Source organism: Carboxylicivirga litoralis, assembly GCF_025499605.1.
Classification (GTDB): Bacteria; Bacteroidota; Bacteroidia; order Bacteroidales; family Marinilabiliaceae; genus Carboxylicivirga; species Carboxylicivirga litoralis.
This window is the reverse complement of sequence record NZ_JAFMVC010000023.1, coordinates 24120-48474: the sequence shown is the minus strand read 5'-3', so window position 1 is coordinate 48474 and position 24355 is coordinate 24120. Positions and strand designations below refer to the sequence as shown.

The 24355-nt window shown below is 38.1% G+C and carries 20 protein-coding genes; 8 read left to right on the top strand and 12 right to left on the bottom strand.

From position 1 onward, the window contains the following. Positions 1–27 precede the first annotated feature (27 nt). On the bottom strand, positions 28–2073 hold the full coding sequence (locus J1N10_RS17010) for a TonB-dependent receptor (protein ID WP_262327935.1): 2046 nt from the start codon (positions 2071–2073) through the stop codon (positions 28–30). A gap of 205 nt (positions 2074–2278) precedes the next feature. On the opposite strand from J1N10_RS17010, the gene J1N10_RS17005 reads away from it, so the two are divergent. Genes J1N10_RS17005 through J1N10_RS16985 form a run of 5 tightly spaced genes read left to right on the top strand, consistent with a single transcriptional unit; the run spans position 2279 to position 8419 of the window. Next, positions 2279–3346: a hypothetical protein gene (locus J1N10_RS17005; protein ID WP_262327934.1), complete on the top strand. Its 1068-nt coding sequence runs from the start codon at positions 2279–2281 to the stop codon at positions 3344–3346. A 4-nt stretch (positions 3347–3350) separates the two neighbouring features. Continuing rightward, positions 3351–5129, top strand: coding sequence for an aminopeptidase P family protein (locus J1N10_RS17000; RefSeq protein WP_262327933.1), 1779 nt, complete (start codon positions 3351–3353; stop codon positions 5127–5129). Positions 5130–5134: 5 nt separating this feature from the next. Beyond that, entirely contained in the window at positions 5135–6037 is a 903-nt protein-coding gene (locus J1N10_RS16995) for a glycosyltransferase family 2 protein (protein ID WP_262327932.1), read from the top strand. Then, positions 6034–7452: a TlpA family protein disulfide reductase gene (locus tag J1N10_RS16990; RefSeq protein ID WP_262327931.1), complete on the top strand. Its 1419-nt coding sequence runs from the start codon at positions 6034–6036 to the stop codon at positions 7450–7452. Before J1N10_RS16995 ends, J1N10_RS16990 begins: the two co-directional genes overlap by 4 nt. 1 nt (position 7453) lies before the next feature. Next, positions 7454–8419, top strand: a complete 966-nt coding sequence (locus tag J1N10_RS16985; RefSeq protein ID WP_262327930.1) for a DUF4465 domain-containing protein — start codon at positions 7454–7456, stop codon at positions 8417–8419. Here the strand turns inward: J1N10_RS16985 and J1N10_RS16980 are convergent, their stop codons facing one another. The 7 genes from J1N10_RS16980 to pta form a co-directional block, all read right to left on the bottom strand. After that, positions 8420–10591, bottom strand: a complete 2172-nt coding sequence (locus J1N10_RS16980) for a trypsin-like peptidase domain-containing protein (RefSeq protein ID WP_262327929.1) — start codon at positions 10589–10591, stop codon at positions 8420–8422. It abuts the gene before it with no gap. Positions 10592–10644: 53 nt separating this feature from the next. Beyond that, positions 10645–11913, bottom strand: coding sequence for a cation:proton antiporter (locus J1N10_RS16975; protein ID WP_262327928.1), 1269 nt, complete (start codon positions 11911–11913; stop codon positions 10645–10647). A gap of 84 nt (positions 11914–11997) precedes the next feature. Then, positions 11998–13074, bottom strand: a complete 1077-nt coding sequence (gene buk, locus J1N10_RS16970; protein ID WP_262327927.1) for a butyrate kinase — start codon at positions 13072–13074, stop codon at positions 11998–12000. 108 nt (positions 13075–13182) lie between these two features. Beyond that, complete coding sequence (locus tag J1N10_RS16965) at positions 13183–14079, bottom strand: bifunctional enoyl-CoA hydratase/phosphate acetyltransferase (RefSeq protein WP_262327926.1); 897 nt, start codon at positions 14077–14079, stop codon at positions 13183–13185. A gap of 113 nt (positions 14080–14192) precedes the next feature. Next, complete coding sequence (locus J1N10_RS16960; RefSeq protein ID WP_262327925.1) at positions 14193–15410, bottom strand: acetate kinase; 1218 nt, start codon at positions 15408–15410, stop codon at positions 14193–14195. A gap of 59 nt (positions 15411–15469) precedes the next feature. Then, positions 15470–16453 (bottom strand): 3-hydroxyacyl-CoA dehydrogenase family protein, encoded by a 984-nt coding sequence (locus J1N10_RS16955; protein WP_262327924.1) that lies wholly within the window; start codon positions 16451–16453, stop codon positions 15470–15472. A gap of 83 nt (positions 16454–16536) precedes the next feature. Then, on the bottom strand, positions 16537–17541 hold the full coding sequence (pta, locus tag J1N10_RS16950; protein WP_262327923.1) for a phosphate acetyltransferase: 1005 nt from the start codon (positions 17539–17541) through the stop codon (positions 16537–16539). 283 nt (positions 17542–17824) lie between these two features. Between pta and J1N10_RS16945 the strand changes: the two genes are divergently transcribed. Continuing rightward, a complete protein-coding gene (locus J1N10_RS16945) occupies positions 17825–18637 on the top strand; it encodes a DUF1338 domain-containing protein (RefSeq protein WP_262327922.1) in 813 nt (270 codons plus the stop codon). On the opposite strand, the gene J1N10_RS16940 is transcribed toward J1N10_RS16945, so the two are convergent. The 3 genes from J1N10_RS16940 to J1N10_RS16930 form a co-directional block, all read right to left on the bottom strand. Further along, positions 18634–19263, bottom strand: coding sequence for an energy transducer TonB (locus J1N10_RS16940; protein ID WP_262327921.1), 630 nt, complete (start codon positions 19261–19263; stop codon positions 18634–18636). The genes J1N10_RS16945 and J1N10_RS16940 overlap by 4 nt on opposite strands. Positions 19264–19391: 128 nt before the next feature. Then, on the bottom strand, positions 19392–19625 hold the full coding sequence (locus tag J1N10_RS16935) for a hypothetical protein (RefSeq protein WP_262327920.1): 234 nt from the start codon (positions 19623–19625) through the stop codon (positions 19392–19394). A gap of 93 nt (positions 19626–19718) precedes the next feature. After that, positions 19719–20519: an amidohydrolase gene (locus tag J1N10_RS16930; protein WP_262327919.1), complete on the bottom strand. Its 801-nt coding sequence runs from the start codon at positions 20517–20519 to the stop codon at positions 19719–19721. Between the two features lie 176 nt (positions 20520–20695). On the opposite strand from J1N10_RS16930, the gene J1N10_RS16925 reads away from it, so the two are divergent. Then, complete coding sequence (locus tag J1N10_RS16925) at positions 20696–21601, top strand: YitT family protein (protein ID WP_262327918.1); 906 nt, start codon at positions 20696–20698, stop codon at positions 21599–21601. A gap of 99 nt (positions 21602–21700) precedes the next feature. After that, the gene (locus J1N10_RS16920; RefSeq protein WP_262327917.1) at positions 21701–23041 is read left to right on the top strand and encodes an outer membrane protein assembly factor; all 1341 of its coding nucleotides are present in this window, start codon (positions 21701–21703) and stop codon (positions 23039–23041) included. 150 nt (positions 23042–23191) lie between these two features. Here the strand turns inward: J1N10_RS16920 and J1N10_RS16915 are convergent, their stop codons facing one another. Next, positions 23192–24334, bottom strand: coding sequence for a DUF819 family protein (locus J1N10_RS16915; protein WP_262327916.1), 1143 nt, complete (start codon positions 24332–24334; stop codon positions 23192–23194). Positions 24335–24355: the final 21 nt, after the last annotated feature.

Genomic DNA, 24355 nt, shown 5'->3' with positions numbered 1-24355 from the left:
GGTTAGTACAATTGTCTGCTTCTATTTTTATAGGTTCAAACTAACTCGAACTCCTGCTTTAATCCAGCGCCCTGGCTGCACAACATTACCCAAATCGTAATATTGCTCATCAAACACATTGTTGGCATCTATAAATATTTTATATGTATCTGCCGACCACTGCAGGCGCACATCGGTTAGCCAAAATGGTTGGTAGCTGGTTGGTATTTCATCATAAGTACCATCGGTAAAAGCAATGTACTCTCCTTCTCTATCCTGATACAAAGCATTAACTGATAAGCCTAGACGGTCAATCAATCGGGCATGAAGACCAATATTTAATTTGTGCTTTAAATAATCCTCCACATAGGCCGACTCGTAATTATCGGGCATGGTTTTATCCTGGTCAATATGGGCATAACCTACTTCCAATGTATTGAAAGGGTTTCGCCCAATTAGTTCAAAAATATTAATGCGCCCTTGGACCTGAAACCCAAGCGAATTTACATCAGATAAGTTTCGCGTTGAATATTCGACATCACCAGGTAATCGTCCCCAGTCAATCAGGTTTTCGCCCTGGCGGTAGTAAACGCTGGCCTGACCATTTAACCAATTGTTAACCGTCTTAATACCCGCCTCGTATGTAATCGCCTCTTCAGGCTTTAAGTTTGGGTTTCCGATATTGCTTGGCCCATCGTAAAACAAATCGGTAAACGTAGGCATGCGTAGTGTTTTATTGGCACTACCAAAAACCTTTACTTCATTGCTCACCCAATAACTCACATCAAGTCCCGGAAAGAAATCCGCTTTAAAATCCAAACCTGTGTTATAGTTGATTAATAAACCTCCCGAAATTGAAAATCGCTGGTAAGTATATACATGCTCAATAAAAGTTGATACATTGGTTCGCTGGTACGACTTGGTAAACTGTGCATCTTCACCCGGTACATCTTTAGGCTCATCCATTTCATAGCCTAACACATTACTCCAGACATTTTCGCTACGCACCTCGCCTCCAACAGATGTTTTTCCGGCCTCCCAGGGAATCACCGCATTAAAACTTCCACCAAATACATCGGTTAAATGATAGTTATGACTGGTGTACCACGATGCCGGGTTATTACGAAATAATTCAAATCGATCCTGATGACGACGCCAATACATTGCCGGCGTAATTTTTAATTTATCACCAGCTGTTAACTTTATGGATGCAAAGGTGGTTTTGTTTTGCTCAAACTGATTAGGGTACTTAGGTGTGTAAAAAGCATTGGCCCCAAAAGCCTTATCATTATGCCCTATCTGGACATCTAATTTTTCCTGTCCAAAATTTAATTGCCCTTGGTAGAAAATGCTGTGATTTTTGAAGTCGGTATTATCAATATACCCATCACTTGAGGCGGTGCTGGCAGCTACGTAGTTTTTGAGCTTACCGGTTTTAACTGTAGCATTGACCGAAGCATTATATAAACCATGTTGTCCTGTTAATACATTCGCAGTTATATTATTCTTTGTTTTAGTGCCGGTTACAAAGTTAATGGCGCCACTAAAAGCACCGGGACCATAAACACGGGCTCCTGGCCCTTCTAATATTTCAACGCGTTCAATACTTTGCATGTCAACCGGCAGGTTTAAACTCAAATGGCCGGTTTGCGGGTCGGTAACATTAATACCGTTAAAGAGTATCATCACCTGGTCGAACGAACCACCGCGGATGCTTACATCGGCTTGAATACCTAAAGGGCCTCGTTGCCGCACATCCACATTCATGGCATACCTGAGCAAATCCTGAACGCTATACACCGGCAGTGCTTCTATCTCCTTACGCGGGATAACATGTAACACCCGCCCTACCTCGGAATACACCGATGTTGTTCGGCGAGCGGAGACCTCCACCTCTTCGAGATTTATTTTTTTATTGATTGAAGCTGTATCTGTTTGTGCAAATGTTTGATGAAAGCCAAAAACACTTAGATAAGTAGCTGCCAATGCTCCTATTTTCATTACTTTTTTAAGGCTGTTAAAAACAGCATAATTCTCTCCATTCCAGTGCTTAAAGCAAAGATTACTTCTATTAAACAAATTGATTGTCTTCATAATATGATTAGTAAATTTTAATAAATCGCAAAGGTATAAGATTTATCAGGCTAATAATGTTTACAGAACCCTTTTACAACAATCTTTTCGCAGATTTTTAAAGCAAGGCGATTTTGATTAATTTAGCCACTACTTTAGTTTAAACAAGACAGACAGCATAGCCTTTATTAAAAAGGAAGCAAAATACAATTAACAAAGCCTTGACATGAAACGACTTTTAATTATTTGCATAATAACTCTTTCGATAGTGTCCATAACTGATGCCCAGTATTATAATCGTCATACAAGCGAAAATACGATTGAGCTTAAAAACGGAGAACCCCTCATAAAGGAATATGGAACAAAGCAATTGAATGAGTTAAAACTGAATAACAAGCACGGTTTTGTTAATGTCAGCACCTGGGATAAAGAAATGATTCGACTCGAGGTTATTGTCAACATCGAAACGAGTAACGAATTTGAAGCAGAAGAAATTCTAAAATTAATTGAGTTTAAAGACCGTACTTATTCCCATAAACTCGATTTTAAAACCGTTTTTCTGGATGACTTCTTTTCTAACTATCCGTTTACAATCAATTATACTATCACTGTACCTGCTCGTTTAGATTTAACGATTAACAATTCTATTGGTGATGTGAAGATTGAGAACTCATTGGGTCAGATTAATTTGACCCACAGCTATGGAAACCTTGAACTAAAAAATATAGCAACAGATAAAAAGCACCAAATGAACCTTTCGTTTGTCGAAGGGTTGATTGATTCTTTTGGAACGACCATTGCTGATTTTTCGAACTGCACATTAAACATCAACAATGGACAGAAGGTAGCCGGTAGCACGAGCTATTGTATGGCCTCCTTTAACAACATTATGTCAGCTGATATCAAATCATTTACCGACAGACTAACAATCACCAAATCAGATAGCATTAAGCTGATAGGCTCACAGTTCATTGGCAAAATTGAGCAGGTTAAAACCTCTGTTTTTTGTGAGCTAGATAGAGGTAAACTGTTGGTAGATGCCGATGAAAGCATTAAAAAAATTACGATTTCAAACAAACGAGTAAATACCACATTAATTATCCCACCTACGATTTCTTACCTTATTAATGGTGAGGTTTTTAATGGAACATTCACTCATCCTACGCCTCAAAAACTACAGCTTTTCAAAGAAGATGACAATGTAACCTTTTCAGGACAGATAGGTATTGAAACCAATGAACCTGCCAACATTATCCTTTTTAATAAAGAAGCATCTATTACGATAAAAAACTAAGCATATGTCAACGCCAGATAGATTATTTAAGCTAAGAAGTCACATGGCCACACTTGGTGTGGATGCCTATATTATACCAAGTGCCGACCCGCACCTTAGTGAATACCCTTCTGAACACTGGAAATTCAGAGAGTGGATTTCCGGGTTTACCGGTTCAGCAGGCACAGTGGTTGTCACCAACGAATCTGCTGGCTTATGGACTGATTCACGCTACTTCCTGCAAGCCGAAGAGCAATTGGAAGATTCGGGCATTGACTTATTTAAGATGGGTGAAGCCAATGTTCCTGATTATAAAGAATGGCTAAGTGTCCATTTGAATGCAGGATGCGTGGTTGGCATAAATGGTAAAACCATTACCATTAATGAGTACCGAGAGTTAGCGAAAAAACTGAAGAAGGTTGACATTCGATTAGATGGCAAAGTATCGCTTGATGATGATATTTGGGAAGGTCGTCCTCCTATGCCGGAAGAAGATATTTTTGAGCTGGATACAAAATACTGTGGATTGAGCCGAACAGATAAGATTGCTCTTATCCGAGAGAAAATGAAAGCACAAGGAGCCACACATTATATTATTGCGTCGCTGGATGAAATTGCCTGGGCTTTAAATTTCAGAGGTAAGGATATTCTGTATAATCCATTGTTTCATTCCTATCTCATTATCACTGAGAATCAGGTAAACCTGTTTATCGATCCACACAAGCTAACATCGTCGATTGGCAAACAACTGGCTATTGAAGATATTAAAGTCAACTTATACGATGATTTTTACGAGTTTTTGAAAGACATGCTGCCAGATAGCATTGTCCTTATCGATCCGGATAGAACCAACAGCACCATATTAAGTAATTTACCATCACAGTCGGCTAAGATTGAGCAAGTAAGTTTGATTACCAACTTTAAAGCTCAAAAAAATGAGGTAGAAGTAGAAAACTTCAGAAAAGCCATGGTGAAAGATGGTGTGGCAATGGTGAAATTTCTGCATTGGCTGGATAGTACGATTGGTAAAGAAACCATCACCGAGTTTTCTGCCGCTAAAAAACTAAGCGCCTATAGAGTCGAACAGGAGAATTATCATGGAGATTCGTTTAACACCATCAGCGGATATGCCGGTAATGGTGCAATTGTGCACTATGCAGTGCAAGAAGCAACTGCTGCAGAGCTTGAGCCTAAAGGATTGTATCTAATTGACTCGGGTGGTCAGTACTCCGAGGGCACCACAGATATTACCAGAACCATTGCATTAGGCTCATTAACAGATGAAGAAAAGAAAGATTTCACTTTGGTATTAAAAGGGCATATTGGTCTGGATAATGCTGTATTCCCAACAGGAACCAGAGGTGTTCATATCGACATACTGGCCCGTCAGGCTATGTGGCAACACGGTATCAATTATGGCCACGGAACAGGCCATGGCATTGGTCATTTCCTTTGCGTTCACGAAGGTCCACAAAGCATTCGCCCACAAGACAACGGAGTTGAGATTAAAGAAGGAATGATTTCATCAAATGAACCTGGCATTTACAAGTCTGGTAAACATGGTATCCGCATCGAAAACCTGATATTAACCAGTAAAGCCAAGGAAACAGAATTTGGCTCATTCCTTAAGTTTGAAACCTTAACTCTTTGCCCTATTGACACCAGAGCGATTGATATTTCATTGTTGAATCAAACAGAAATAGATTGGTTAAACAATTATCATCAAAAGGTTTTTAACTTATTAGCTCCATTCTTACCTCAACAGGAAAAAGAATGGTTAGAAAATAGTACTAAGGCTATTTAAAGAGCATGCTGAGCATTTGTATCCCTGTATATAATGTTGATGTTACAAAACTGGTTCATGCACTTATAATGCAATCAAATGAGCATCAATTGGAAGTCGAAATCCTAGTTTTTGATGATGATTCAAATGCTCATTATAAAGCTATTAATAGTCCCATTTCACAACTTAATAATGTTACTTATAAAGAATTAGATAAAAATATTGGACGTGCAGCAATTCGAAACTTAATGGCGAAAAGTTCTGTATATCCCAATTTACTCTTTATTGATAGCGATTCTGAAATCAATAAATATTATCTACTTAATTACAAAAATATTCTTGGTAAATATAATATAGTGTGTGGAGGGAGGGTACATCCAAGCAAATTACCCGTCCCCTCAGTTTCACTCCGCTGGAGTTTTGGAAGAGCTAGAGAAGATTTTGATGCCGATACACGTACTAAAAATTCAAATACCGGGTTTATTTCCAATAACTTTTTAGTAAAAAAAAGCTTGTTCCATCAAATACAATTTAATGAGCAAATTACACAATATGGTCATGAAGACACTATGCTTGGCATTGAAATGGAAAAACTTGGAATTACAATAACACACATTGATAATCCTGTTACCCACATAGGTTTAGAGGAAAACAAAGTTTTTGTTGAAAAAACAAAGGTTAGTATTACGACTCTTTTATTTCTCCTGAAAAATTACCCAAATGAAGCATTATTATTTAAACATATTAAACTTTTAAAATATTTTAATTTCATCAAGTCATTCAGATTGTTAACTGTTTTAAACTATATATATCATACTTTTGAAACCAGAATGGTTAAAAACTTTTATTCCGAACATCCCAATTTAAGGTTATTTGACCTTTATAAACTTTGTTACCTTTCTGTTATATATTTAAAATATCCCAAATGAAATATATCTCAACACTCATAATTTTAGTATCACTACTTTGCGCAACAAGCAATATTAAAGCGCAAAGCCACACTATCAATGTTAAAATTGATGGAGTTAAAGATTCAACCTTGATTCTTGGTTATTATTTTAACAAGAAGATGTTGGTGAAAGACACCACCTATATCCAGCCCAACGGAGGATATACATTTAAAGGCAATGATAAGCTGGAAGAAGGCTTATACATTGTTTACCTTCAAGACCAAAGCTATTTCGATCTATTAATTGGCGCTGATCAACAATTTAGCGTCTCTACATCGAAGGCTGATTTGCTAAATAATATGAAAATTAGTGGGGCTGATGAGAGTGCTGACTTTCTAAATTATCAGCAATATTTAGTGAGTAAACAAAAAGAAGCTGGCCCTATTCAGAATGAAATAAAAAACGCCACAGATGCGGAAACTAAAAAGCAATTACAAGCTAAAATAACAGCACTTACTACCGATGTTAATGCAAAATATAACGAACTCATTAATAAGCATCCTGGCAGTTTTCTGCAAACTTTTTTAAGAGCCACCCAAGAAATTGAAGTCCCCCAAATGGCTGCCCCTGTAGGTTGTTCTAATCCTGACTCCGTTGTTCAGCGTATGCGCTACGACTATTACAAAGCGCATTATTTTGATAATTTTAAAATGGATGATCCAAGGCTGCTTCGCACACCCTTTTTCACCACTAAACTCGACACCTATTTTTCCAATGTATTATTACAAATGCCTGATACGATTATAAAAGAATCGCATCGTGTTATTGCGATGGCCAATGGCAATTACGAAATGGAGAAGTACCTGATTCAACACTTATTTAACCGCGCCAATGAAAGTAAAATAATGGGAATGGACGCTGTAATGGTGAGCTTAGGCGAAGCTTATTACCTGAGCGGTCGTGCAGATTGGGTAGATGACGAGTTTATTAAAAATCTGCAGGAACGTGTTGATAAAATAAGTCCCAACATATTAGGTAAAACGGCTCCGGATTTTAAAATGCAGTCCTATACCGATGAGTATTACAAGTTAAGTGAAATACGCGCCGATATCACCATTCTTGTTTTTTGGGAGCCAGAATGTGGCCACTGCGAGAAGGAAATCCCTAAGCTCAACGAAGAGGTTTGGAAGAAGTATTCTAACCAAAGTATCAAAATGGTGGCCGTATACACACAATGGGAAAAAGAACCATGGGTTGAGTTTATCCACAACCATGAGCTGCATGAATGGATTCACCTTTACGACCCTTACAACCGAAGTAACTTTAGAAATAATTACGACATTTACAGCACGCCTGTAATATACATTTTAGATAAAGACAAGAAAATATTGGCCAAAAGAATTGGAGCTGAGCAAATTCCAGGTTTCTTAGACCATCATTTTAAACTAAAATAGAATGACTAAATACATATACCTACTAGCAACTTTAGCCTTTATTGTTACATCTTGTCAGAACGAGGAAAAAGTTATTCCATCGCCTGAAATTTATTTACAAATACCAGAGGGCGGTTTTGATTTTGATACGGACAGTGCTGAAATTATTGAGCCTAAAATCACCTATGATATCAACTCTGTTTATGCCTGGTTTGAGGATGGCGTTCAGTTTCACGATGAAAAAGATTTGACCATTGAAAAATTACCTCTTGGTACATATAAATACCAATTTACCGTTCTAACTGACTACGGTGACGACACAATGAACATCACGGTACATTCGTTGCACATTAACACCTTTGAAGAGTTTAATAGTTTTAATGATGACGGTTATTTTAACAACCCAGCAGAAGGTTACCATGAGTTTAAAGGCTACGTACAGTACCCTTGCCTCTTTAACGAAGCCACACCTGACGACTGGAGCGGATTTGCGATTAGTGAAAATGCAAGTACAAGCAGTTCAAGTGCTGATAACGAATTTAGTGTATATGGTAAAAGTGCTGCTGATGAATCTGATAACTTCACCATCTTCAAACAAATGGAAGGCATACCTAACAACATAAAGTTTGATGATGAAGGCAAAGCACATGTTGTAAAAAGTATAGCTGTCAACAACTGCACAAACAGCTATTTATATATGCTTAGTAATTTCAATAAAAAGGAAGGCAAAGACTATTTTCTGCTTAGTATTTCAGGATTAGATGAAGCAGGAGCGGTTATCTCCGGTCCTATTGAGCATTTACTGGCGGATTATCGTCCTGAAGCAACAGCTTATAAATACATTCAATCCGAATGGGAGCAAATAGATCTTAAAGAGCTGGGCGCGGTCCATCAATTAGCGTTTCAGCTAACTTCCTCGCGTGATGACGAGGCTGATTTTGAACTACCAATGTATTTCTGTCTGGATAACCTACAGATTATTGAGTAGTTACTTATTAATCACCACTCGCTTTACAATTGATTTATTCTTAGAAGAAAAGCGAATCAAGTATAAACCGGCAGGTAAGCTTCTAACCGAGAACGAACCTTCGGTAACACCTGCCATATTTACTTGTTGCAGTTTGGAGCCGTTGATACTGAAAACTTCAACACGTTCTAAAAAGCCAAGGTTGGTTTTAAAGCTAATCTCTCCCGTTTTAATCGGATTATTAACAATTTTAACATAGCTATCAGAAATCGAAGTCGGCACATCATCAATACCAACAAACACAGCATCAGAAGCCAAAACATCTATCCAATAGGTACTCTTATTACCTGAAGGATGTACTGTATTATATTGTACCCACTCTCCATTAGCTTGCTTGATGAAAGCTCTGTTATTACCTTCTTCAGCTGAGATATCACTCATATATACACTAAACGTATCAACATTTGCCGAATAGGAAAGCTCAAAACCTGCAAAAAACGAATTATTGACTTCTAATGGGCTAGATAATTCAAGTAAAGTCTCTCGGTTTGCTGAAAAATTCATAATGGGAATATTATTTTCGCTCCACAAAACATCTCCTGGTACTCCATTATTATTGTCCCAGATTATAACGTTAACAGTTTGAGATGAATATTCAGCTTTGCTCGGCACAACATAAATTCCACTTATTTTAGCACTTTCAATATCATAGAACGAGCTGGCATAGGCAGTGTAGTTTCTTTCATTGTGACCAGACCAACTACCTGTAAATTCATTATCGTATAACAACTGCGCTGATTTTTCGTCATTCAGGTGAGATATACGTTTAAAATCAGACAACTCACGGCCACTTAATTCATTAACGGTTACATCATCAGGCGACAACCATTGTGACAAGCTCTTATCTTTTTCACTATTATTGGCCCAAGCCTGGTTAAAGCGCACATAGTAATCATCAACGGGATTACCACAGTATGCAGCTCCACCCGACAGATTACCAATTAACAACTGGTCTTCGGTAAACAATCCGGAGCCAGATGAACCACCTTCTGTCACCCCTCGTTCCCAATTTGCAATATGCCAGTGTATATTTTCTAAAAATGATACACCTCCGTATGAATTCGCATTATAGGTTCCATTAACCGGAGCTGTACTTGATATGGCTATTTTCTTAACGTCCCCTTGTGGATGGTGAACTGAGAAAACAGGATTGGTAATTGTTTCATCGCGTGTCCATCCTGCCAGATAAGGTCGGTAACTATCCTTAGGCATTTCAGCCATACGTAACAGTGCAAAATCCATATTTTCGACATAAGCCAACAGCTCTGCTCCTGATACTGTTTGTGCATCCGTACCGTTTATTACCGGATCGCAACTTGGCGATTCATAGTTAAAGTAAAAGATGATGGTTTGAGCTGTGTAATCAACTAATGAACCACTTGGGTAATTCGTTGCGCAATGACCTGCGGTTAAAAACATTGGGTTCCCAGTTTGATCCGAACTATTAACCATCGTTCCAGAGCAGAGCATTGTACCGTCAGTAATAATTTTACAAACTGCACGTCGTACTTCATCAGAACAGATACTCTCACATGATGCATTAATGTTACAATCACCTGAATCGCCAAAATCACTCTGCCTTTTTAAATACTGATGCACCCCAAGGAAATCATGATTAACAGCGCTCACATTCAGTTCGTGCATGTAATCAATTGAAAGCTTTGTTTGCAACTCAATAATAATTTCATCACCAGCAACAGGTGCTACAGCAAATATTTTCGAAGGTTTATTATTTTCTTTTGTAAAAGCGCCTAGAACATGAGTACGTTCCGGGTTATAAACAAATAACTTATCGTCCTCATTAAGGTAAAACTCATCGAATATTAAGTTGAGACTCTTTGCCCCTTCTGACTTAATAGCCAGACGCCACACGTTATAACCGTTTACATTGGTTTCCCAGCTTCCACTATTCTGAGGTGTAAAGTTGGTATAAATAGGATCGGCAAATCGCAATGGCTGAGTTGTTTGTTTACCAACCATTGTACTTCGCACTGCCACAGAGGGCCTTGCTACCTGAACCTGAACTGATTCCAGCCATCCAGATTCCGGCATTGGCTGACCGCCTCGTGATATTTGTCCATAGCTAACAAGGCTAAATGCAAATACTATAATTGTGATAACGTGTTTAACCATACTTCAAAATACTCAATCCAATTAATTTTGTTTCATTTTGCGCAAAGCAAGTTCTACAATTTATTTTTCCGCTTTAACAATCCTTTTCCTCTATCTACAGCACGCTTAAACGAAATGTATCGTTTCATACGCCCAACCTTACCGAAGCTATCTAATACCAAAGCCCATGCCATAAATAAACTTGTAACAACAATTGATAATAACAGTATTCCTAATTCAAAATCATTAATTCGAAATTCTTTAGGAATAGCAAAGAAGAGCAATATAGAAATTAAACCACGAGGAGCAATAAAAACCTGAGGAAAGTAATTGCGTTTAAAGAGAAATTTAAAAACAAAAAAACGGAATGAGAAAAGTCCGAAAATAAAATAAAGCGTTAATAGCAGAATATCAGGTACAAATACACCGGCCAATGTGATGGACATCCCTAATATAAAAAAGAAAAAGGTGCGAACAACAAATGAACTTTCCCGCGTTATCAACTTAAAATCAACTAGTACACGTTTTACATTATCTTCATCTAGATACTTACGTAAAAACCCGCTAAAGAACAGCATGCGGTTTTCAAGCACTAATCCAAACACCAATATCATTAGTAATGATGATAGGTGGAACAACTTACCTATAGCATAAAACAAAACAAGTACCGCAAAAAACAAGAAGAGTTTCACATCGGACTTTATTCGCTGAAAGGCAATTATCATAGCATAAGAAAGCGTAACACTCAACAGCAGGGTTCCACCAATGTTGGAGATTACATTCAATCCAACCATTGTGACTCCGTTGGTATCAAGATTTTCAACCAAAAGGTAGAAAAACATGATTCCTAGAATATCAGAAATTGTACTTTCATATATTAAGAATTCACGTTTAGATTTCTCAAGCCCATTAACACTTGGAATCACAATTGCACTGCTGGTTATGGATAAAGGGATGGCATAAATAACCGAGGTAAGTAAATCGAGATTACCAATAAAATACCGGATACCAAGTGCTAAAAAAAACGTATTAAAAAATAACGACAAACCTGCTACCAATGTCGATTGTAAGATTAGTCGTAATTTATCTCGTTTTAACTCTAAATCCAGTGCTGCTTCCAGAACAATGAGTATTAATCCAACAATACCCAGCACTTCCAACGGCAAGAACCACTCATCTTCATTAAACTCGATTCCTAATAACTCTTTTGCAGCATATCCGGTAACAATCAGCAATATAACACTTGGGATATTTGTCTTTTGTGCCAGTATATTATACAAATATGACACAATAATAATGAGAGCGGCTCCTATAACTAAATAATAAGCACTAATTCCTTCCATAGGTTGTTGTTAAGCTTGGCATAAGATATAAAAAATCCCGCTCGAAGCGAACGGGATATATTTAAAACAGATAATACTGTTAGATTATTCGTAAGTCTTGCACTGTGTTTCGCCATTTAGAACAGCTAAACCATTTTCAGCTAAAGCCCACATTTCATCCTCACCCGGATATACTTTAACCGGAGCAATCCAGCCTACCATATCTTTAAGGTATTCGATTACAATTTTATCGTAAGCTATACCACCGGTAATAATGATTCCATCAACCTTACCTTTCAACACACCAGCACATCCACCAATTGTTTTACCAATTTGGTAGGCCATTGCCGAATGGATTAATTTAAAATGAGGATCGCCTTCTGCTGCTTTTTTCTCAACTTCATGCGCCTGGTTAGTACCAAGGTGAGCCACTAAACCGCCTTTACCATTCACAATCTTACGCATTTCTTCGTAAGTATGTTTTCCGCTAAAGCAAGCATCAATTAAAGCACCCGTTGGCAAAGTACCAGCACGCTCGGGAGAAAATGGACCATATCCGTCTAAAGCATTGTTGACATCAACCACTTTACCTTTAAGGTGAGCTCCAACAGAGATACCACCACCTAAGTGAGCAACGATTACATTGATATCTTCATATTTCTTTTCAATTTCTTTCGCATAACGCTTAGCTACAGCTTTTTGATTTAACGCGTGGAAAATTGAACGACGTGGCATATCAGGATGACCTGTTACACGAGCAACATCCTGTAACTCATCCACAACGACAGGGTCAGCAATAAAAGCACGAGCGCCTTCAATGTTTTTAGCCATATCATCAGCAATTAACCCACCTAGGTTACTGGCATGCTGCCCTAATACACCTTTTCTAAGGTCGGCTTTCAAAGCTTCATTTACTTCGTATACACCTGATGAAATTGGTTTAACCATTCCACCTCGGCCAACAATAGCATCGAAATCATCAATTTCAATATCAGCCTCTAATAGCTCTTTAATAATTGTTTCTTTTCTAAACTCAAACTGAGATGCAATGTTCTCAAACTGTCCAATCTCTTCTGATGAATGTCTCAATGTTTTCAGAAAAACAGACTCTTCTCCACGGTACACAGCAATCTTAGTTGATGTTGAACCAGGATTAATAACAAGGATTTTCTTCTTGTCCATGGTTTGTTCTTAAATTAATCGGGATTTTTCACAAATTATATTCTCATTCGGCCCAATGGGCAAAGCAGAACTGCTAAACATCAGGCCTTCAAAGGCCTGATATTACAATTACCCCATTGCGGCTAATAAAATACTATTGTACTTCGATTCTTCTGAATCGCTGCGTGATGTTAAAACAATTGGTGCCGATGCTCCTAAAATAACTGAAGCCACCTTAGCTTTCGCAAAAAATACCAACGTTTTATACAACACATTACCTACTTCAATATCGGGCATTAACAGAAGATCTGTATCGCCGGCAACTTCACTCTTAATACCTTTGTGTTTAGCACTTTCGAAGCTTACGGCATTATCAAAAGCAAGCGGTCCATCAATGATACAATTCTTGATCTGATCGCGCTGATTCATTTTTGATAGTAATGCCGCATCAAGCGTTGCCTCCATGCTTTCATTTACCATTTCAATGGCACCAAGTACTGCCACTTTGGGCTTAGCAATACCCATTTTGTTCATGTAACCAACTGAATTGTTAACAATGCCAATTTTGTCTTTTAAATTAGGTGCAATATTCATGGCAACATCAGTTACGCCGATCAGTTTATGGTATGTGTCCACTTCGAATAAAGCAAAGTGAGACAGCAAACTACCTGTACGAAGTCCCCATTCTTTATTTAGCACTCCTTTTAATAAAGTTGGAGTGGCTACTTTTCCCTTCATAAGGATGTCTGCTTTATTGTCGTGCACCATGCGCACGGCCAATTCAACCGACTTTACCTCATCAGGTTCGTGAATAAATGTAGCTCCATTAAAATCGAATCCTTTCTCCTCAATGATACGCTCAGTATCTGGACGAGAACCGATTAAAATGGGCTCAATAATACCATTTTTAAAAGCCGTGTGCACAGCCTCTAATGAGTGTGAGTCTTGCGAAACTGCAAGAGCTAGCTTCTTCTTAACCTTATTTTTTTCAATAAGTTTCTGAAGATCAGATAAGGATTTAAACATTTTATATTGAATCTAAAGATTTAGTCAGCTTTTTAGAATCCAATTGGATTTTAATTTCCACGGATACCGCTGACCTTTGCAAAAATCAGCGTCATCCGTGGATTTATTAGTTATTAACGATTTGCTAATTCTTCAACAATTTCTTTGGTATCCTGTGCAATAACTAATTCTTCGTTAGTTGGCACTACCATTACCTTTACTTTGTTTCCTTCGGGGCTAATTACAGCCTCTTCTCCGCGCAAACCTTTGTTCAGCTTAGGATCAATTTCGATACCAATAAATTCAAGCCCTTCACATACTCCAGCACGTGTACTATCGCCATTTTCTCCAATACCTCCTGTGAACACTACGATATCAACACCACCCATTGCAGCAGCATATGAACCAATGTATTTTTTAATGCGGTAATCATAAATTTCAAGACCTAAAACTGCACCATCATGTCCTTCTGCAGCGGCGCTCTCAATCTCGCGCATATCCGATGAAATACCTGTTAAGCCTAGCATTCCACTGTGCTTGTTAAATAACACGCTTGCTGAACGAGTACCGATTAATTCTTTATCCATGATGTAAGTTACAGCACCTAAATCAAGGTCTCCGGCACGTGTCCCCATCACCAAACCTTCTAGTGGCGTGAAGCCCATAGATGTATCAACTGACTCACCATTTTTGATGGCACAGATAGAAGCACCATTACCTAAGTGACAAGAGATGATTTTTTGACTTTTGTAATCGACACCTAAAATATCACAAGCACGTTTTGAAACGTATCGGTGACTAGTACCGTGGAAACCATAACGACGGATACCATACTTTTTATACAACGACTGAGGAATTGCATACATATACGCTTCCTTAGGCATTGTTTGGTGAAATGCAGTATCAAACACCCCACACTGTGGTACGCTCGGTAACAATTGAGTAATGGCCTCAATACCTTTTAAGTTTGGTGGGTTGTGTAGCGGTGCCAGATCGATGCACTCTTCCATTTTACGCACTACATCATTGGTGATAAATACACTTGAATTAAATTCCTCACCACCATGTACCACGCGGTGACCAACAGCATCAATTTCTTCCAATGATTTGATACATCCGTGACGATCGCTTACCAAAACGCCTAGAATATAATCGATACCTGTTTGGTGATCCAGAATTTCTCCTTCCAACAAAACTTTTTCATTACCTTCTTTCTGGTGCTTTAAAAAAGAGCCTTTCAGACCTATTTTTTCAACAACACCGGCTGCCAACACGCCCCAATCATTATCGATCATGTTGAACAGTTGATATTTAATGGATGAACTTCCGCAGTTCAATACTAAAATTTTCATTTTTAATGTCTTTTTGATGATGAGCACATCATCTGGTTCGTTAATGCTTCTAATGTTGATTAGGCTTTTTTACCATGAATCGTTTCATCCTCTAAGATGTTTCCATCCTGATTGTAACGGTAGAAACCAAAACCTACATGGCTACCCAAACGTTTCGCCCTAACTAATCGACGAATCAATGGTGATGGTGCGAATTTTTGGTTGCCAAATTCCTCATGAAGATTTTCCATCCAACGAACCACTTTATCTAAACCGATTACATCGGCCGCTTTAAATGGACCAAGACGCATACCTAAACCAATTTCCATGGTTTTGTCGATATCACGCATAGTTGCAACACCTTCCATCAATGTTGCACACGCCTCATTTAGGAGTGTTACATATAACCGAACACTTACAATACCTGCTGATTCTTCAACCGGAATAACATCGCGATTAATCAATTTAACGAAAGTACATACGCGCTCATAAACTTCGTCAGAAGTATAAAGGCCTTTCACGACTTCTATAATCCGAGCTTCAGGTGATGTTACAAAGAAATGAAGGCTTGCACAACGCTCGCGGAATTGCAGCTCTGAAGCTAATTCTGTAACAACAATAGTCGTCGCATTTGTGGCGATAATGGCATCACGACTTACGACTTCCTCTACTTTTCTGAATACTTCCTTACGCGCATCTATACTACGCAAGCCGGTTTTTTCATCTGCTCTGATTGCTTCAATCACAAAGTCACAATCAGCTAAATCATTATAGCTGGTTGAACCTTTGATACGGCTCATGATAGCACGTTTTTCACTACCGGTCAATCCCCAGTTTTCGATTCTGCTATCTAGTTCTTTTCCGATGTTATCAAGAGCCTGCGCAATTTTTTCTTCGTTAAGCTCAATGAAAACAACTTCCATTCCATGCCAGCTGGCGATGCGAGCAATATTTTGCCCTTCTTTTCCACATCCTACAACACCAACTTTAGAAAACAATGTTTTTCCTTTTTTCTTTTGCCCTAATGAGTATTGTTCAATAGGTTCTACAAGAATTTCAGCCATTTAATCTGTTTTTATTCCTAATGGTTTTTATACTTAGTATTTGCACACAAAACAAAAAGCCGGCATACACCGGCTTAGTTTTTTTACATATTACCTGCTGCCTGATTTGCAGTGATAGCAACCAGATTAACAATATCGCTAACTGAACAACCGCGTGACAAATCGTTGATTGGTGCCGCCATACCCTGCAATACAGGGCCAATAGCTTCGGCATGCGCCATACGTTGAACTAATTTATAAGCAATATTACCTGTTTCTAATGTTGGGAAAACCAACACGTTTGCTTGTCCTGCAATTTCTGAACCTGGTGCCTTTTTCTGACCAATTTCAGGAATAATAGCAGCATCAGACTGAATTTCACCTTCAATTTTTAAATCTGGTGCCATTTCTTTAGCCAACTTGGTTGCATTTGCTACTTTATCAACCATTTCATGCTTAGCAGAACCTTTTGTTGAGAAGCTCAACATGGCAATTTTAGGTTCGAAACCTGCAATAGCTCTGGTCGTACGTCCTGTTGCAACCGCAATTTCTGCTAATTCTTCAGCTGTTGGGTTTGGGTGAACAGCACAATCGGCAAATACCATCATACCATCTTCTCCAAAGTGCTTATCTTTTAAAATCATGATAAATGCACCAGAAACAACACTAATACCAGGAGCTGTTTTTACATACTGAAAAGCAGGGCGCAACACATCACCTGTTGCATTATCAGCACCTGCCACTTCGCCATCAGCATCGCCGGCTTTAATCATCATAACAGCCAAAAACAATGGATTCTTAATCAACTTAAGTGCTTCTTCTTTTGTAAGCCCTTTGTTTTTTCTGATTTCAACCATCATGTCAGCGTAAGCATTCATCTTTTCATGGTTTTCCGGGTCAACAACTGTGGCTTTACTAATATTATCCAAACCAAAGTTTGTTGCAGCATCTTTCACTTTATCAGGGTTCCCGATAAGAATAACTTCTGCAAAACCTTCAGTTAAAATAGTGTTAGCCGCACGAAGTGTACGTTCTTCTAAACCTTCAGGCAATACGATACGTTTTTTGTTTTCGCTAGCCCTCTGCTTAAGTTGTTCAATAAATTCCATATTTGTCTTTAAAAGTTATAATTAACAAATTGCTGCAAATCTACGGTGAAATTCGCATTATTTACATGTCTTTTATCATTTATTTAAGATGTTTAAAAACAGAAAACAGCGTCAAATTATCACTGTTTTTTTCATTGCTTTCAAATTAATATTTAACACCTTATTTAACCGCTAAACATCAGCACAAAAGCACACTTTGAGGCCACATAAAATCACACTTACTTACAAATAGTAAGCAATTGCACAATGCATTATTCTTTCTTAACTTAATAAGAAAACAGTTATGCGACATTATAAACATCTTTTCGAACAGTTGTATTCTGATTATTCACGGCTTAATCCATCAGTTAAAAAAATCAATGAACTCTTTAAAAGTTGCGGCGAAACGATTGTAAACGATCATATTGCACTACGCACCTTTAGTTTTTCATCATTTAATTTGGACTCATTAGCTAAACCATTTCTTGAAGGAGGCTACAAAGTAAAGGGTTTTTATCGTTTTAATGAAAAAAAACTAACAGCAAAACACTACGAACATGAAAAAGATGCATTAGCTCCAAAAGTTTTCATCAGTCAACTGGAAATTAAAGAACTGCCGAAAGAAATTCAAGTAATAATATATAATGAGATACTTAACCGCATTAAGCAAGTTCCAGCTGCCCATAATTTAATACATGCAGGACCTCTTTGGGGCACACCTGATTACAATGTTTATTTAAAGCTCTTAGCAATTTCGGAATATGCTGCCTGGCTCTATGTGTTTGGATTCAGGGCTAACCATTTCACCATACTGATTAATCACCTCAGGCATTTCACTGACATTACCATGGTCAATCAATTTTTAAAACAGAATGGATATGTTCTCAATACTATTGGTGGAGAAATTAAAGGATCAAAAGAAACCTATCTGGAGCAATCAAGCACCTTAGCAGATAAGATAGAGGTAGAATTTAAAGACAGGAAACACTTAGTTCCTTGTTGTTATTATGAATTTGCCATGCGACATGTGATGCCTAATGGCAAACTTTACACTGGATTCAACACCGATTCGGCCAACAAAATATTTGAGAGTACTAACACCAATCAAACCGACTAGTAAAGCGGAGGCGTTCCATTCTTAGAAGTAATGACAACCACACCATTTTCAGCTCTATCACCATATAGTTTAATTGCTTTATCGCCCTTGAGAATCCTGATTGATTCAACATTGTAGTCATTAATCTGTACCAAACCATCGATTAGCTTGTTATCAAGTACAAACAGAGGCCTTTTCCCTTGCTCATCCAGCGACTTAATTTGCTGAGCCAAACGTCGTTCAGTATTGGACAAAGTAAATTGAACAGGAACACGCATTTGGGTATTAACCGGCTTTCTATTGACCTCTCCTGGCTTCCACTTCCTCGTTCCTTGAACAGCTTTAATCACCTCGGCGTCTAATGCGGCATCAACCCCCTTCTCCACTTCAACTTGAGTTACTTCTCCTTGCGCGGTAACAACAAAACTTACCCAAACATCGCCTTCAATACCCTGCAATTTGTATGCATCATCATAGCTGATTTTCTTACGCACATACTCACCAACATCTTTACCGGCACCTTTTAGTCGCGGCATTTTATCTACTGTAGTATAAATATTTAAATCTGAAACTTCATCCTGAGCAACAATTGAAGTTCCAATAAAGGTGAAGATTAAAAATAAAGTTGAAATAACTGAAGCTTTCATGTCTGTATGTTTTTAGGTTTGACAATCCACCTTGTTTAATAAATATCTCTAATAAACCAACCTGATGGAAGACATGACAAATGAAACAATAATTATACCACAAAATCAAATGGATTTATAAAATCCATTTATTTTTTTCGCAACGCTTCAATTTTGCTAATGACATCTTTCAAGCTTTCTTCTCGTACCTTAGCTGCTTTCTTCCTCGACTCTTCATCTACTTCATATGTTTTAGGAGGTTCTGTAAGAGATGGTTCCTCTCCATGCCCAGGCGACATACTCCAACTTAAGCATAGGTTATCCAACAGTTCTGCCATAAACTTAACTTTATCTTCGGGTACTGAAACGGTAAACATCTTCATATAAAATATATTTATTTGTTATCTATAATTGTATTCTAAAGTTACAATAAAAACCTTCGTCTAACAAGCCTTCGCACCAATAGAATACACTACTCACCTACCGCCCTTTATCTCAAACAAATCACCATCGTTTAAAACAGGAAACTTAGCCCTGAACTGCATTAACTCAACCTTCTTCAAAACAACATAAGCAATAGCATTATTATCTCCCATATCCAGTTGAATACTACCCTTAGCGTCGATAACCTGGCTATGCCCATTGTATGTTAGCGATTTATCATTTCCTATTCTATTGACACCGATTACATATGACTGATTTTCTATCGCCCTGGCTTTTAGTAAAATATCCCAAACACCAATCCTACTTTCGGGCCAATTAGCTACATAGATCAATAGATGATATTCATCTTCTCCCTTGTTTCTGCTCCAAACCGGAAACCTTAAATCATAACAAATTAAAGGACATATTTTCCACCCTTTTACATTCACAATTAATCTATTCTGGCCTTTTTTATAATGCAAATGCTCTCCTCCCATGGTAAATAAGTGTCGTTTATCGTACCACGATACCTTCTCTCCATCAACCACATACAAACGATTAACAACTCCATTACCTTTATCAACCACTACACTTCCCATTATAGTAACATCATGCAGTTGTGCCACAGATTGCATCCATTGCAAAACCTGTCCTCTTTCTTTTTGTGCCGTATTCTGTGTCGACATACTAAAACCACAATGAAACATTTCGGGCAAAACCACTAAATCCGTATCTGACGACAAATCTTTAAGGCAATTTGTAAGATACTTTATATTACCTTCCGTATCCTCCCATTTTATATCAAACTGAACTACAGCTACTTTTAAATCCATATAATTATCAAACTTAATCATAAAACACAATGATAAGTTTTCATGCTTAAATATTCAATGGTTCTTTTGTTATTATTTTAACACAATTAGCATCTTTTGTTATTTTTAATTTTTCATTATCGTGAAAGTGTTTAAATTTGCGCCCGCAAAAAATTGAACAAACAACCATATTAATCACTTAAAAATTAATTCTCCCAATGATTAAAATTGCCACTCAACTTTATGGTGAAAGTATAAAACGAACAATTTTAGACTATGTGCTTATCATTACAGGTGCATTTATTCTTGCCGCAGGTTTCGTTTTCTTTATCAACCCATATAATATCGTTCCGGGCGGCGTATATGGAATTGGTATTGTTGTTCACCACCTCATTCCGGCTATTCCAGTCGGTACATTTGGTTTAGCTCTTAATGTGCCGTTGACCATTTTAGGAATAAGAATCCTGGGAGCTCGCTTTGGCCTTAAAACAGTTATTGGGATGGTATTAACGACCGTTTTTATGGACAGCCTCACCTATATTATTGGGGAAAACGATCCTTTAGGTTTAGCTGATGATTTATTACTTTCCAGTGTATTTGGTGGCATTGTCATAGGCTTTGGTTTAGGCTTAATCTTTAAAGCAAAAGCCACTTCAGGCGGTTCTGATATTGTCGCCATGATTTTTGCCAAGCTGACAAAAATATCCGTTGGACAACTGTTGATTATAGTTGATTCAATCATTGTGCTTCTGGGACTTATCATTTTTAAAGACTGGAAAATTCCATTGTACTCATGGATTGTCATTTTTATAACCGGCAAAGTAATTGACATTACAATTGATGGCTTAAACTACGAAAGGGCGCTTGTTATCGTTTCGGACAAACATGCCCTGATTAAAGAAAAAATACTGAACACACTTGAACGTGGAGGCACCTACCTAAATGGCGAGGGCATGTATAGCGGCAACGAAAAACGCGTAATTTTCACAGTGGTAACCCGACGCGAAGTTTCGGCTCTGCAAGCCATGATAAAAAACATTGACCCCAAAGCTTTTATGGCCGTAATGGAAACATCTGAAATTATTGGCGAAGGATTTAAATCACTTGAAGAAAAAAGTGCATAAAAAATAAGTTTCCGGCAAATAATATGAAGCTCATCCATATAAGGGTGGGCTTTTTATTTCTCAAAATTTGAAATTATCTTTGACAGCACAAAATCGCCAATGATGAATAAAAAAACCATCTACACCACAATATTACTTTGTGTTCTGTTTCTTAATGCCTTTTCTCAAAAAGACTCTACCTACCGGAAAGAAGGCTTTACCTTGGGTTTGTTACCAGCAATATCGTATAGTGCCGACCTCGGCTTTCAATACGGAGGCTTGACAAACCTATATTGGTATGGCGATGGCACTAATTATCCTAACTATAATCACTCACTTTACCTGGAATACTCAGAGTATACGGCAGGTTCAACCTTGATGCGACTATATTATGACTCACCCGTTATTATTCCGGGCATCAGAACTACAGCTGATTTTACTTACTTTCGAGATTTAGCCATGGATTTTTATGGTTTTAATGGCAGAGATGCCGTTTACAACAAAAACTGGGAAGACGATTCATCGGCGGAATATAAATCACGCGTTTTTTATCGACACCACCGCGAAATGTTTCGGGTTATGACCAATTTCAAAGGTTATATTGACGTTGAGAAACCAGAGTGGCAATGGATGGCGGGTTTAGTTTATTTCAATTTCAACATTGGCCCGGTAAAAATTGACCGTTTAAACAAACGTAAAGACGATGACGATAAACTACCGCCGATTGACGGCATTTACGATAAATACCTCGATTGGAATATTATTAGTGAGGAAGAAGCCCAAGGTGGCCAGCATGCTTATTTAAAGGCAGGATTATCATACGACACACGAGATATAATTGCCAACCCAACCAAAGGAATGTGGACTGAAGTTTTTTTGGCGCATATGCCGTCTTTTCTATCGAGTCACTCAGGCAGCTACACCCGCCTTAACCTCTTTCATCGACAATACTTTGCACTCACCAACAGCAGAAATCTAACCTTCGCCTATCGTATTGGTTACCAACATAAACTAGGCGGCACCATTCCATTTTACTTATTGCCGCACATGTCAACAAGCATATTAACATCGGCCACATCACAAGGCCTTGGTGGTTCAAAAACATTACGAGGCATCAGTCGAAATCGCGTTGTTGGCGAAGGAAGCCTGCTTAGTAATATTGAGTTACGCTGGAAGATATGGCGCACCAAACTATTCAAGCAAGATTTCTATTTGGGCACCAACTATTTTGTTGATATGGGGCTAATAACGCAAAATTATAAAATAGACAAATCTCAGGTTCCGGCAGATGAATATGATTGGTACTTTAATGACAGCAGTGACAAACCACATATTAGCTATGGACTTGGACTGAAAGCAGCGCTAAACGAGAACTTTATTGTATCGGCCGATTATGGTATTGCTACAAGTGAACAAGATGGCACATCGGGTCTTTACATTACACTAAACTACTTGTTTTAATAATAAAGTCATCTATCTCCCAGGCAAGCCTGCAGAGTATTTCGCCAACTTTATTAACCCCTCTGACCGATATAAAACAGTCATCTCCCCCAGAATTTAACAGCGAAAGAAAAGCTGGTCCCAGAGGCAAGCCTAAGGGAATCATATTGATTAAAAATGGCTTAGCAACAAAGCCATTAGAAAGCCCAGGTAATTTCCGAGGGCATAACCTATTAACCCTATAGTCAATCCGGGAACGATAACAGAGCGATTGCGCAAAGCACCGGCCACAACTGGCACAAATGGAGGGCTGCAAATTAATGCAGCAGATGTAACAATAACGGTATCTGCATCTATTTTCCGAAAGCGCGCCAAAAACACATGAAGCATTAAGCTGACAAAAACAACAAAGGTGATGTATCCGAAAATAGACGGATTTATATTACTCAGGCCCTCTATCTGCACTTTTGAAGCCACGACGATACTAAAAACCAATATCAGGTACATACCCAAATCAAAGGAGCCTCTGGTTTTATTAATCCATTTTAAAGAAGAACCCCAAATACCTCCGGCTGTAATCAAAAAAATAAAAGTAACCATTTGTATACTTTGCGGTACCAGCATCATAATGCCTCCAGCAGCAGCAACCATCGCAAGTGTAACCAGAAAAACCTTAACTAAGCTCAAGCACAATACACCTGACTTAACAATGCCTGACAAACCTTCATCAGTATAAGTGTCTATCGCAACATCATCATTTGATTTAAATTTTGGCAAAACAAACTGAAACACCCTTTGTCCCAATCCCATCAGGAAAAACAAATACAATGCACCAATGGCCATATCGTAGGAATGTACGGCCAAGTATATTTCTTCATCAACATCAAGCATCATCTTCAATGAAGCCAGGTTAGGTGTGCCACCCGAATAGATGCCGACCAACAAACCTCCCACCTTATTGAAGTCTGCAATATTGTGCCCGTTAAAAAGAGTAAATCCGGCAATGACTGCAATAAAAACGGCAAGCAGGGCAAATAACAACGAATAAAAGGGTTGCACAGCCAGTTTTCTCCACTCGCGCACATTAGACGAAAACAACAACAATGGAATGGCTAACGGCACAGTGACAGACATCAACACTTCTTGCACCATATAAAACCGCTCATCAGACAATCCTGAAAAACCTAACAGTAAACCAATTGCATACGCCAACACAATTGCCCCAATACGATTTAAAAACTGGTATTTATGACACAAAAAAAGCACCATTGCCGGCAATCCGACATATAATAAGGCAACAACACTATTAATCATCACTAATTATTTAAATCAGTA

What these genes read in the sequence shown, in the direction of transcription:
- J1N10_RS16990 (WP_262327931.1), top strand. Translation starts at nt 6,034, where the DNA reads ATGAAATATATCTCAACACTCATAATTTTAGTATCACTACTTTGCGCA.
- J1N10_RS16985 (WP_262327930.1), top strand. Translation starts at nt 7,454, where the DNA reads ATGACTAAATACATATACCTACTAGCAACTTTAGCCTTTATTGTTACA.
- J1N10_RS16975 (WP_262327928.1), bottom strand. Translation starts at nt 11,913, where the DNA reads ATGGAAGGAATTAGTGCTTATTATTTAGTTATAGGAGCCGCTCTCATT.
- J1N10_RS16995 (WP_262327932.1), top strand. Translation starts at nt 5,135, where the DNA reads ATGCTGAGCATTTGTATCCCTGTATATAATGTTGATGTTACAAAACTG.
- pta (WP_262327923.1), bottom strand. Translation starts at nt 17,541, where the DNA reads ATGGAATTTATTGAACAACTTAAGCAGAGGGCTAGCGAAAACAAAAAA.
- J1N10_RS16945 (WP_262327922.1), top strand. Translation starts at nt 17,825, where the DNA reads ATGCGACATTATAAACATCTTTTCGAACAGTTGTATTCTGATTATTCA.
- buk (WP_262327927.1), bottom strand. Translation starts at nt 13,074, where the DNA reads ATGGACAAGAAGAAAATCCTTGTTATTAATCCTGGTTCAACATCAACT.
- J1N10_RS16925 (WP_262327918.1), top strand. Translation starts at nt 20,696, where the DNA reads ATGATTAAAATTGCCACTCAACTTTATGGTGAAAGTATAAAACGAACA.
- J1N10_RS16915 (WP_262327916.1), bottom strand. Translation starts at nt 24,334, where the DNA reads ATGATTAATAGTGTTGTTGCCTTATTATATGTCGGATTGCCGGCAATG.
- J1N10_RS17010 (WP_262327935.1), bottom strand. Translation starts at nt 2,073, where the DNA reads ATGAAGACAATCAATTTGTTTAATAGAAGTAATCTTTGCTTTAAGCAC.
- J1N10_RS16935 (WP_262327920.1), bottom strand. Translation starts at nt 19,625, where the DNA reads ATGAAGATGTTTACCGTTTCAGTACCCGAAGATAAAGTTAAGTTTATG.
- J1N10_RS16920 (WP_262327917.1), top strand. Translation starts at nt 21,701, where the DNA reads ATGATGAATAAAAAAACCATCTACACCACAATATTACTTTGTGTTCTG.
- J1N10_RS16960 (WP_262327925.1), bottom strand. Translation starts at nt 15,410, where the DNA reads ATGAAAATTTTAGTATTGAACTGCGGAAGTTCATCCATTAAATATCAA.
- J1N10_RS17000 (WP_262327933.1), top strand. Translation starts at nt 3,351, where the DNA reads ATGTCAACGCCAGATAGATTATTTAAGCTAAGAAGTCACATGGCCACA.
- J1N10_RS16930 (WP_262327919.1), bottom strand. Translation starts at nt 20,519, where the DNA reads ATGATTAAGTTTGATAATTATATGGATTTAAAAGTAGCTGTAGTTCAG.
- J1N10_RS16965 (WP_262327926.1), bottom strand. Translation starts at nt 14,079, where the DNA reads ATGTTTAAATCCTTATCTGATCTTCAGAAACTTATTGAAAAAAATAAG.
- J1N10_RS16955 (WP_262327924.1), bottom strand. Translation starts at nt 16,453, where the DNA reads ATGGCTGAAATTCTTGTAGAACCTATTGAACAATACTCATTAGGGCAA.
- J1N10_RS17005 (WP_262327934.1), top strand. Translation starts at nt 2,279, where the DNA reads ATGAAACGACTTTTAATTATTTGCATAATAACTCTTTCGATAGTGTCC.
- J1N10_RS16940 (WP_262327921.1), bottom strand. Translation starts at nt 19,263, where the DNA reads ATGAAAGCTTCAGTTATTTCAACTTTATTTTTAATCTTCACCTTTATT.
- J1N10_RS16980 (WP_262327929.1), bottom strand. Translation starts at nt 10,591, where the DNA reads ATGGTTAAACACGTTATCACAATTATAGTATTTGCATTTAGCCTTGTT.